Source organism: Bacillus sp. LQ16 (assembly GCF_057784645.1).
On record NZ_CM173491.1, the window covers coordinates 3,829,218 to 3,840,808 of the forward strand.

Here is an 11,591-nt window from a genome sequence, read left to right on the forward strand (position 1 = left end):
AATTATATTTCCTAATACAACTAAATAGAATAAGACCAGCCTACATAACGGCTGGTCTTATTCTTCACACCATTTTATTAAATTCTTTTCGTAATCTTTTTATAATTCTTTTTTCTAAACGCGAAATGTATGACTGTGAAATCCCAAGCATATCCGCCACATCTTTTTGCGTCTTTTCCTCTCCTCCAGCAAGCCCAAACCGAAGTTCCATAATTTGTTTTTCACGATCACTTAATTGGTGTAATGCTTTCATTAAAAGGTGACGATCTACAGTAGCTTCTAAATCTTTTGTAATAATATCATCATCTGTACCTAACACGTCAGACAACAATAGTTCATTCCCATCCCAATCAATGTTTAGCGGTTCATCAAAAGAAACTTCCGAACGATTTTTGTTATTCCGACGTAAATGCATTAAAATTTCATTTTCTATACAACGCGATGCATATGTTGCTAATTTTATTTTCTTTTCTGGATTAAATGTATTTACCGCTTTAATAAGGCCGATTGTTCCTATACTAATTAAATCTTCAATATTTATCCCTGTATTTTCAAACTTTCTTGCTATATATACAACGAGCCTTAAGTTGCGTTCAATAAGTAATGACCTTGCTGCCTGATCTCCTTTTGGCAATTTATTCAAAAGAACTTCCTCTTCTTCTTTCGTTAACGGTGGTGGCAACGCTTCACTTCCACCAATATAATAAATTTCATCGGTCTTAATTCCTAATTTCAGCAATACTTTATACCAAAGGTATACTAAATAAAATTTTAATTTCATCATATTATCCCGCCTCTCATTATTAAGCGATCACCATTTTTTGTGAAATCAACATTTTTGGATGCACAATACATTGATACTCCCCATTAGTAGACAGTTGTTGTGTATTTAATCCAATTAATACTTTGTTTACAACAATAGAACTACCTTCATGATCAACTTGCACACTGTCAGGCTTAATTGCCCACAAAAATTGACTTTCTACTCCTACTGCACGGAAAGGAATTAAACGTAATTTTGTCGCCCAACCAGAATCATTTTCTGGTATTTGAGGAATTTCTGTTTTGGAATAAATTTGTTCTGTTAACCAAGATGGTAAGCAATGTTCTAATGATGAAACATGCATAATCATAACGGGTGTTTTTGTTAATGGGTCGTAAAGTTGGTTCCCACTGTCAATAAGACCTGCCAGTTCTAGTTCTTCTTCCGCTAATTGAATTTTTACTTTCACAATTTGGTCATAGTGTATTTTCGTGACCTCTACGCTTTCAATACGCTTTTTAGAAAAATAATAAATTACCGGAAAACCAAAAATAACAAATAACCAACTAATTGGATCGCCGTAAGAAATTGACTGAGATTGAACCAATCCATTTACCATTTCATTCGTTTGCAAAAAGAAATGAGTTCCAATTAATCCTCCGCCAACCATAAAGGTTACAAAGTAAAAAGTAAAAACAGTTTGTGCATAATTTCTAAATGTTGTAAACCCAAATGCTGTATACACAATAAGTAACGAGTACAGTAGTTTCATAATTGGATGTGTCATCATAGAAGCAAAAGGAGTAAAGGCAAAAATAACAATAGTTGAACCTATAAATGCCCCTAACACAAGCCTCCATCTTTTGATCTTCTTTTTTAACACGGTAGCTGTTAATAAAAGCAAAAGAAAATCAATGCAGGCGTTTAACAACCAAACAACGTCGGCGTAAACAACCAAACAATTCACCTCTTTTTTCAAGTTGAGACTAGTATAATGCATATCCAATAGGAAAGTGTGTCAATTTGCGGAGGTGTTTTTTTGTTATTTTGTGATTTCTAGACATAATCTGTCGGTAAAAAATAAAAGTACAAATTCATAGAATGATATACTCTTATTTTCACCAACAAAATATATTGAAATATACGAAATAAAAAAAGACCTGCTTAGCAGGTCTTTTCCATTTAAAAAACAAAAAAGGAGCATGAAAGCTCCTTTTTTTATCGTCTACGACGGTTACGTAAAAATGCTGGAATATCGATATCATCTGAATCTGAATGACGCTCATGTACAACTGGCTCTTCACGCTTCATTTCACGCTTTACTTCACGTTGTTTTGAAGGTTGAGCTACTGGTTGTTGCTGTTGTTGCGTGTGGTTCGCATTCGGACGAATAATTGGTTTTGGTGGCTGAGTTGCAATGCTATCATCAAAACCAGTTGCAATTACAGTTACAACGATATCATCTTTTAATCCTTCGTTAATAACAGAACCGAAGATCATATTTACTTCTGGATCTGAAGCTGAAGCTACGATATCTGCCGCTTCTTGTACTTCATATAAGCTTAAGTTAGCGCCACCCGTAATGTTCATGATAACACCTTGAGCTCCATCAATAGATGTTTCTAGTAATGGACTAGAAATCGCTTTTTTCGCAGCTTCTGCAGCACGATTTTCCCCGTTACCAGAACCAATACCCATTAAAGCAGAACCTCTATTAGACATAATTGTCTTTACGTCTGCAAAGTCTAAGTTAATTAAACCTGGCGTTGCAATTAAATCCGAAATACCTTGAACACCTTGACGTAATACGTTATCAGCTTCACGGAATGCTTCTAACATTGGCGTATTTTTATCAACAATCTCTAATAAGCGATCGTTTGGAATTACAATAAGAGTATCTACATTTTCTTTAAATGCTGCAATACCAGATGCTGCTTGCGTCGCACGCTTACGTCCTTCAAAAGTAAATGGACGTGTTACAACACCAACTGTTAAAGCACCTAATTCTTTTGCAACTTGAGCAACAACTGGAGCTGCACCAGTTCCAGTTCCACCGCCCATACCGGCAGTTACGAAGACCATATCCGCACCACGAAGTGCTTCTTGGATCTGTTCTTTACTTTCTTCTGCAGCTTTTTTCCCTACTTCAGGGTTTGCGCCTGCACCAAGTCCACGCGTTAATTTTCCACCAATTTGCATTTTCGTTTCAGCTTTTGATAGATTTAATGCTTGTGCATCAGTGTTCACAGCGATAAAGTCTACACCTTGTACACCGTGTTCAATCATACGGTTTACAGCATTGTTTCCGCCACCGCCGACACCGATAACTTTTATATTCGCTAATTGATCTTGAGTAGTATCAAACTCTAACATGTCGAAATCCCCCTAGAACCTCATTTTTCGTGTCCAATTTTAATCCCATAAATAACGGAATACACGTTTTACTTTTGACATCATGCGGTCATCATTTTGATTATTATTGTTTTGATTACGAGTTTTTTGTTTTGCAGGTTGCTGTTGTACCGGCGTTGGTGCTGGTGCTGGTACTGGTTCAAAATGCTCTTGCTTTTCCTGCACATTTTTCCCACGTAATTTAGCTTTTTGATAAGAATGTTTAATTAATCCAACTCCACTTGTATATTGGGGCTCACGCACACCAATATAATCAGGAGTTGCTACACGAACATTTTCATGTAAAATATCATATGCAAGGTCAAGAACACCTGGCATAGAAGCAATTCCACCAGTTAGTACATAACCAGAAGCCACTTGCTTTACTCCTAACTTACGCACTTCATCTTGAACAAACATTAAAATTTCCTCTACACGAGCCTCTATTATATCCGATAATTCCAACTGAGAATATTGTTCTGTTTGATCACTTCCCATAATAGGAACCGTAAACATCTCTTCTTCAGATGCTGTATCATAAAAAGCATGTCCATATTTCAACTTAATTTGATCTGCATTTTCTGTTGAAGTTTTCAACCCAATCGCAATATCCTTCGTTATATGGTCTCCACCTAATGGTAATACGCTCGTCGCTTGTAACTCTCCATCTTTAAAAATAGATAAAGTTGTAGATCCTCCCCCCATATCAACAAGGGCTACTCCTCTATTTTTTTCATCTGAAGATATAGCAACTGTTGCAGCCGCTAAAGGTTGAAGACAAATATCAACAATTTCAAGACCTGCTTTTTCTACACAACGAAGTAGGTTATGTAGTAAAGTTCTCGAGCCTGTAATAAGTGTACCTTCCATTTCTAATCTTACACCGATCATCCCGCGTGGATCGTTAATCTCGTCAAGACCGTCTACGATGAACTGTCGAGGTACCACATCAATAAACTCACGTTCTGGAGCAATTGACACAACTTGTGCTGCATCTAGAACGCGTAAGACATCTTCATTCCCGATTTCACGATCTTCATTTGAAACAGCGACTACTCCGTGACAAGGAAGTAGCTGTACCTGGTTTGCATTGACACCTACTACAACTTGCTCAATGTGGATTCCCACCATGCGCTCAGCTTGTTCAATTGCTTTTTTAATTGATCGAACAGTCTCGTCTATATCAACTATCGATCCCTTCTTTAAACCATTTGATTTTACATTTCCAACACCAATAATGTTTAAGCTGTCATTAACCATTTCACCAATGATGACTTTAACATTGGATGTACCGATGTCAAGACTAACATATATTTCATTGCTGTTCATTCTTTGGCACCTCCTTCTTTATTTATACCATACAACTCAATATATGGAACAACAATCGTAACTTTACTATTTATAAGAAAAATATTCAACGTCTTTATACGTTTCCCTTTTTTAACCCTATATTTTTCTTATTTTTATTTAGCATTCAATTAAGAATATCGCAGTAAACTATGAATAACTGCTTATCTTGAAATAATTCTATTTCGAGTGTAAAGTTTACCGCCAAGTATAAGTCTACACTAAGATGTACTCATAGAAAAGTGAAACTTGTACCAATACTAGTATGAATCTAAGAATTTTTACATATTTTTCATCAAATGAACCATTCTTCTAAATTCGTATACATATAATAGAACATTCGTTTCGTTTTTTCTGCTATAATCAACGAAAACTACCATTCTATTCTTTTTTTTCTTCCGCACCTAATTCTTTCGTATATGCACCTACTTCTAAGTCAATTAATACCTTCTTACCTGGCTCAATTGTTTTTAAAATAAGCGGATAGGCTTCCATACGTTTTGCAAAATTTTGAATCGTAGTGCTCACTTCATAACCTTCATTCATATATAAAGTAAGATGATCTTCATTCGCATTCGTTGGTGAATAGCGAATCTCCGAAATAGATTTTAAAATAGCTGGTGTTAATTTTTCTAGTTCAGCGATTAACTCCTTCATTTTCTCTTCTTTAAAAGGTTCGAAAATCGGTGCTGCAACAGGAAGTTTTCCATTAGGTAGTACATCAAGCGTTTTTCCATTTTCTAATAACGGTTGTAATTTTCCCTCTTTATTTATATAGCCAATCGTTAAATATTCTTCGATATGAATATCAATCTTGTTTGGAAAACGTTTTTTTACATTTACTGCTTTAATTTCTTTTCGCTTCGTTAAGTTTTCTTCAGCTTTATGTGCTGTCACTCGGAAATAACTTGTATCATATGTCACGCCTGAATCCTTCATTACTTGCTCATCCGTCATATAGTGATTTCCAAACACACTAATCTTTTTTATATTACTAAGCGGAGACCGAAAATAAATTAAAAAGAGCACTAATAAAAATAAAATTGATATGTATAAAATCAATCGATGATTAACATTTTTTTTGTTTTTTTTCTTTTGATTTTTCAATTTTGGTACACGATCTTGTAGTTTAATCACTTTACTATTATTCATGTACGATCCCCCTATGTAACATAAAGAACGGCATGTTCCTCATGCCGTTCTTATCTTCTTATTATAACATAAATGATAATGAGCGGAACGAATAACCGTTATCTTCCAATGATTTCTACTTCTGTATGCATATCTACATCAAATTTATCCTTAATTGTATGTTTTATTAATTCAATTAAGGACAATACATCTTGCGCTGAAGCTCCCCCGGTATTAACAATAAAATTGCCATGCATTTCAGAAATTTGAGCTCCACCAATCCTATAACCACGAAGCCCTGCTTTTTCTACTAAATCTCCTGCAAAATGTGGGATTGGATTCCGAAATACACTTCCTGCACACGGGTGATTCCATGGTTGCGTTTCACGGCGGTAATCTTTATTATTTTGCATGCTACGTACAATTTCTTCACGTTTTCCCGCCTGTAATTGAAACTCCGCCTCTAAAACAATACCAGGACGTTTCGTTTGCAATACAGATGCCCGATAAGAAAACTCCAGTTCTTTATTCATTAACCAGTCAATTGTACCGTCTTCAAACAGAATGAGAGCCTTCGATAATACACTCGATATATCCGATTTATGTGCACCTGCATTCATATATACTGCACCACCGACACTTCCTGGAATACCGCTTGCAAACTCCAATCCAGCTAACCCTTGACGACTAAGTAAAGTTGACAATTTAATAAGAGGATATCCACTACCAACTCTTACCTTATGTTTTTCGACCTCTAAGTGATCTAATCCTTCTCCTAAACGAATAACAACACCTTCTATGCCTTGATCAGATACAAGAAGGTTTGAACCGCGCCCAATTACAGTCCACTTCGTTTTGTATTGCTTTACTAACTGTAATGTTTTTTCAATACCGGCTACATGCTTTGGCACAATTAAAATATCCGCTGGTCCACCTATTTTCATAGTTGTATAACGTGCTAACGACTCGTTAACTAAAACACGACCAACGTCTGCTTCTATAAGCTCATTTACTAATTGTTCCATAGACAATCTCCCCCATATTAAGTCTCCTTATGACAATAATATGCAGGGCCTTCACCTAACGTTATCCCTCTATTTACGGGCAGTACAGCTCCCAAATCAAAATTCGGCGGTAACAAAGAAGTTAGGCGAGAATCGGGATGCCAGTAAACATCCGATTAGTGAAAGGTAATAATCAACGAGAAAGAATCACTCCCCACCGATTAAAGCCTCACTTTATTTTTTTACAAGCTTATTCATTACTTCATACAGCTTATTTGCTGCATCTGGAATACCTAGTTGCTTAGCAGCTAGCTTCATATTTTGTAATGTTTGTGCATCCAATAAAATCTCATCAATATCACGAATAAGCGTTTCAGCTGTTAAATCTTTTTCAAGTAACATTTTTGCCGCTCCTTTATCAACAACTGAACGTGCATTCTTTTCCTGATGATTATTTGTTACGTACGGACTCGGTATTAACACACTTGGTTTTCCTAACGCTGTTAATTCTGCAAGTGTTGTTGCCCCAGCCCTTGAAACAACAAGGTCTACACCAGTTAGTACCTCTGGCATATTATGAATGAACGGCTTAATAATAACATTGTTCGGGTTCCCTTTTTGCTTCACGGCTTCCATCACTTTGTCATAATGTACTTCACCTGTTACATATAGTATTTCGTAGCTTTTGTTCCCAAACTGTTCAATTGCTTCAACGAAGGCATCGTTAATCGGTCTAGCTCCACGACTTCCACCAAATATAAGTACAGACTTTTTAGGAAGAGAAAGCCCAACTGAACGTTTCCCTTTCATTCCATTTTGATCCATTACCTCTGATGCTCGCGGATTACCTGTCATTACCACTTTTGACTCTGGAAAATGCTCTGTAGCTGCTTCAAAACAAACAGCAACTTTATCAACATAACGACTTAAAAATTTGTTCGTTACACCTGGTACACTATTTTGTTCATGTACAATAGTTGGAATACCTAATTTGGCTGCAGCGTATACAACTGGTCCACATACATATCCACCCGTTCCAATTACTATATCCGGATTAAAACGACGAATATATCGTTTACTATCCTGTACACCTTTTAGAAAACGCATTACTGTTTTCACATTATCTAATGATATTTTTCGTTTAAATCCACTTATAACAATAGACTGAAATGGTATACCTGCTTTTGGGACGATTGTACTCTCTAGTCCATTTTCCGTACCAATATATAAAAATCTTGCTTCTGGATTTAACTTTTTTATTTCTCTAATTAAAGCAAGAGCTGGATAAATATGACCACCAGTACCCCCACCACTAACTAATACACGCACTACTAACTCCTCCGCTTCTCTTTTCTTATTTCCATTATATTTATTTCTATATACATATTGCATTTTTACACACATACGAAAAACCCTGTCTTATAAACAGGGTTTAGTAGCGAGAATGGCGACTTATATTTAATAATACACCTACTGCCATTAACATTAATGTCAAACTTGATCCACCATAACTTAAAAACGGCAAGGTAATACCCGTAACAGGCATCAGTCCTGTTACAACACCAACATTAATCATTACTTGAATCGCAATCATCGCCACAATACCTACTGCTAAAAACGTACCATATAAATCTGGCGCTCCTAATGCGATACGAATCCCGCGCCATAATAATAGACTAAATAATAATAACACAAATGAACCACCAATAAAACCTAATTCCTCGGATAAGATCGCAAATATAAAGTCAGTTTGTGGTTCAGGTAAATAAAGAAATTTTTGTCTACTTTGTCCAAGTCCAAGCCCAAATAATCCACCAGGTCCAATTGCGAGTAATGATTGGATAATTTGAAATCCACTTCCAAGCGGATCTGACCACGGATCTAAATATGATGTAATGCGTTTCATTCGATACGGCGCTGATGCAATTAATCCTACAAATCCCGCTACACCAATCAAACCAAACATCGCAAAGTGAAAGACCCTCGCTCCCGAAATAAATATCATAATGATACATGTCCCAACCATTACCGTTCCTGTCCCAAGGTCTGGCTGTAACATAATCATCCCAAAAGCAAGAAACACAAAACTAAGAGCAGGTAATAAACCACGTTTAAAAGATGTGATCAATTTTTGCCGTTCCGCTAAAAACTTTGCCAAGAAAATAATCATCGCAAACTTCATAAATTCTGATGGTTGAATCGAAAATGCTCCGATCCCAATCCAACTTCGTGCTCCTCCTCGAACAAGACCTACTCCAGGAATAAGAACGAGAATAAGAAGAATGAAACAAACTAGCAAAATTACTTTTGAATACGTACGCCACACCCAATAATCAATTTTCATAATAAAAAACATAGCTACTACACCAAGACCCGCAAACAGTAATTGTCTTTTTGCAAAAAAGAATGAGTCCCCCATTTTATAAGAGGCCCAAACTGCACTCGCACTATAAACCATAATCATTCCGATTGTCAACAATGAAAGTGTTACGATGATGAGCATAAAATCAGGCGTTTTCTTCATTACCCACAAACACCACCTCTTTAGGCAGAACCTTTTGCCCTATGTAACAAAACATCAGTAGGTGTTAGCCTACTGATGTTTTGATTTACTTTATATAAGTTTATGCACAGCTTGTATAAAAATGTCTCCTCTTTCTTCAAATGTTTTAAATTGATCCCAGCTTGCACACGCTGGAGAAAGAAGAACAACATCACCTTCTTTAGAATGAGCATAAGCTTTCACCACTGCTTCATCTAAAGTATCGACACTTTCAATTATATCTAATCCCGCTTTTTCTGCCGCTCTTACTAGTTTGGGAGCTGTTTGTCCAAATGTTACAATCGCTTTTACATTTTTGAAATACGGAATTAAATCATCGAATTCATTTCCGCGGTCAAGCCCACCTGCTAGTAACACAATCGGTTGTGTAAACGCAGATAGTGCTTTCTCAGTCGCTAACATATTCGTTGCTTTTGAGTCATTATAAAACTTACGGTTGTTAATCGTTGTTACATATTCTAAACGATGTTTTACACCCGTAAAACGTTTTAACACGACCGTAATTGCTTCATTAGAAGTACCTAATAATTTCGCAATACTCATCGCAGCTAAAATATTTTCTAGATTATGTTGACCAGGTAAAACGATATCGCTTACTTCAACAACTTTTTCACCTTTGAAATAAAGAGCGTTATCTTTTATACACGCGCCATCTTCAATTTCTTTCGTTGTCGAAAACAAGATTTTTTGACCTTTAGTATCCGCAGATAAAGCCATCACATCTGCATCATCCGCGTTTATTACACTATAATCGTTTTCTGTTTGGTTTTTAAAAACATTTGCTTTTGCTAAACCATATTCCTTCTTCGTCCCATGATAATCTAAGTGGGCTTCAAATAAGTTTAAGAACGCTGCAATTTTAGGCTGGAACGATTCTACTCCCATCAATTGGAACGATGAAAGTTCTGTAACTACAACTTCATTTTCTTTTGCATCCTGTGCTACTTCACAAGCTACAGTTCCTATATTCCCTGCAATAACAGGATGCTTTTGTCCTTCTTTTAACATTTCAAATGTCAGCATTGTTGTCGTCGTTTTACCATTAGATCCTGTAATTCCAACAAATGGCGCTTTTGAAATACGATATGCTAATTCAACTTCCGTAACAATTGGAATTTGCTTTTCTTTCGCAGCAACTAATATTGGATTAGAATACGGGATTCCTGGATTTTTAACGACAAGAGAAATATTTCTCTCTAATAATTCTAAAGGATGGCCACCGCATACAACGTCCATTCCTTTTGCTTGTAATTCTGCAGCAAGTACATTGTCTGCTAAAGGCTTTCCGTCATTTACAATGACATTCGCCCCTAACTTTTGTAACAATGTAGCTGCTGCATAACCACTTTTTGCAATGCCTAATACAAGAATATTCTTATTTTGAAATTCAGTTACAGTTTTCAATTACATCCACACCCCGATATAAATTCCTAACACAGCTAATAAAAATCCTGCAGACCAAAACGTCACAACAACACGCCACTCTGACCAACCACATAATTCATAATGATGGTGTAATGGACTCATTTTAAAGACACGTTTTCCTGTTGTTTTAAATGAAATGACCTGAATAATAACCGATAAAGTTTCCATGACGAATACTCCGCCAATAATTACAAGTAGCAATTCTTGTTTTAATAAAATCGCTACAGCTGCAATGGCTCCACCTAAAGCTAATGAACCTGTATCTCCCATAAACACTTTTGCTGGATTCGCATTGAATACTAAAAATCCAAGTACAGCTCCTACCACTGCCATACAGAATATCGCTACTCCAAATTGCTCTTGTGCCACAGCAATAATACTAAATGCTCCAAATGCAATAGCAGCTGTTCCTGATAATAAACCATCTAAACCGTCAGTTAAGTTAACTGCATTTGATCCACCAATAAGCATAAATAGTACAAGTACAAAATACGCCCAACCTAATTCAAACTTAACATCCGTTCCCGGAATCATGATGTATGTGTGGAACGCTTGCCCTTTTCCAATTAAAAAGAATGCAATAGCAATAACAAGCTGCCCTACTAATTTTTGTTTTGATGTTAAACCAAGATTTCTCTTCTTAACTACCTTTATGTAGTCATCTAAAAATCCGATTAATCCGTAACCAAACGTCACTAATAGTAATAACGAAACCTCTGCACCTAAATAATTAAACTTAATCGCCATAATAAGTGAAGTTACCATCATAGATACGTATATGACGATACCACCCATTGTCGGTGTCCCTGATTTTTTTTGATGTGACTTTGGTCCCTCATCACGAATACTCTGTCCGAACTTTAATTTTCTTAAAAATGGAATAAACAATGGCGAAAGGGCAACAGAAATTAAGAATGCTACCCCAGCCGTTACTAATAAACCTTGCTCAAGCACATGTAGTCCTCCT

General features: G+C 36.2%; 10 protein-coding genes. All 10 read right to left on the bottom strand.

Annotated elements, in window-relative coordinates:
• Positions 1–64 precede the first annotated feature (64 nt).
• Positions 65–784 carry an RNA polymerase sporulation sigma factor SigE gene (sigE, locus tag AC3EMB_RS19095; RefSeq protein ID WP_488517227.1) on the bottom strand — a complete coding sequence of 240 codons (720 nt, stop codon included), beginning with the start codon at positions 782–784 and terminating at the stop codon, positions 65–67.
• 19 nt (positions 785–803) lie between these two features.
• Complete coding sequence (gene spoIIGA / locus AC3EMB_RS19100; protein WP_000261975.1) at positions 804–1,721, bottom strand: sigma-E processing peptidase SpoIIGA; 918 nt, start codon at positions 1,719–1,721, stop codon at positions 804–806.
• Positions 1,722–1,981: 260 nt separating this feature from the next.
• Positions 1,982–3,136 carry a cell division protein FtsZ gene (gene ftsZ, locus AC3EMB_RS19105; RefSeq protein ID WP_000888984.1) on the bottom strand — a complete coding sequence of 385 codons (1,155 nt, stop codon included), beginning with the start codon at positions 3,134–3,136 and terminating at the stop codon, positions 1,982–1,984.
• A gap of 39 nt (positions 3,137–3,175) precedes the next feature.
• Positions 3,176–4,483 carry a cell division protein FtsA gene (gene ftsA, locus AC3EMB_RS19110; protein ID WP_001087557.1) on the bottom strand — a complete coding sequence of 436 codons (1,308 nt, stop codon included), beginning with the start codon at positions 4,481–4,483 and terminating at the stop codon, positions 3,176–3,178.
• Between the two features lie 399 nt (positions 4,484–4,882).
• Positions 4,883–5,653, bottom strand: coding sequence for a cell division protein DivIB (gene divIB / locus AC3EMB_RS19115; protein ID WP_001065789.1), 771 nt, complete (start codon positions 5,651–5,653; stop codon positions 4,883–4,885).
• A 98-nt stretch (positions 5,654–5,751) separates the two neighbouring features.
• On the bottom strand, positions 5,752–6,657 hold the full coding sequence (gene murB, locus AC3EMB_RS19120) for a UDP-N-acetylmuramate dehydrogenase (RefSeq protein ID WP_000437027.1): 906 nt from the start codon (positions 6,655–6,657) through the stop codon (positions 5,752–5,754).
• Positions 6,658–6,870: 213 nt separating this feature from the next.
• Positions 6,871–7,965, bottom strand: a complete 1,095-nt coding sequence (gene murG / locus AC3EMB_RS19125) for an undecaprenyldiphospho-muramoylpentapeptide beta-N-acetylglucosaminyltransferase (protein ID WP_024927913.1) — start codon at positions 7,963–7,965, stop codon at positions 6,871–6,873.
• 103 nt (positions 7,966–8,068) lie between these two features.
• Positions 8,069–9,160, bottom strand: coding sequence for a stage V sporulation protein E (gene spoVE / locus AC3EMB_RS19130; RefSeq protein ID WP_000753524.1), 1,092 nt, complete (start codon positions 9,158–9,160; stop codon positions 8,069–8,071).
• A 90-nt stretch (positions 9,161–9,250) separates the two neighbouring features.
• The gene (gene murD, locus AC3EMB_RS19135; protein WP_000860103.1) at positions 9,251–10,603 is read right to left on the bottom strand and encodes a UDP-N-acetylmuramoyl-L-alanine--D-glutamate ligase; all 1,353 of its coding nucleotides are present in this window, start codon (positions 10,601–10,603) and stop codon (positions 9,251–9,253) included.
• Entirely contained in the window at positions 10,604–11,578 is a 975-nt protein-coding gene (gene mraY / locus AC3EMB_RS19140) for a phospho-N-acetylmuramoyl-pentapeptide-transferase (RefSeq protein WP_000893060.1), read from the bottom strand.
• Between the last annotated feature and the right edge of the window lie 13 nt (positions 11,579–11,591).

Coding starts and splice junctions, on each gene's coding strand:
- divIB (WP_001065789.1), bottom strand. CDS start 5,653: ATGAATAATAGTAAAGTGATTAAACTACAAGATCGTGTACCAAAATTG.
- ftsZ (WP_000888984.1), bottom strand. CDS start 3,136: ATGTTAGAGTTTGATACTACTCAAGATCAATTAGCGAATATAAAAGTT.
- spoVE (WP_000753524.1), bottom strand. CDS start 9,160: ATGAAGAAAACGCCTGATTTTATGCTCATCATCGTAACACTTTCATTG.
- sigE (WP_488517227.1), bottom strand. CDS start 784: ATGATGAAATTAAAATTTTATTTAGTATACCTTTGGTATAAAGTATTG.
- ftsA (WP_001087557.1), bottom strand. CDS start 4,483: ATGAACAGCAATGAAATATATGTTAGTCTTGACATCGGTACATCCAAT.
- murB (WP_000437027.1), bottom strand. CDS start 6,657: ATGGAACAATTAGTAAATGAGCTTATAGAAGCAGACGTTGGTCGTGTT.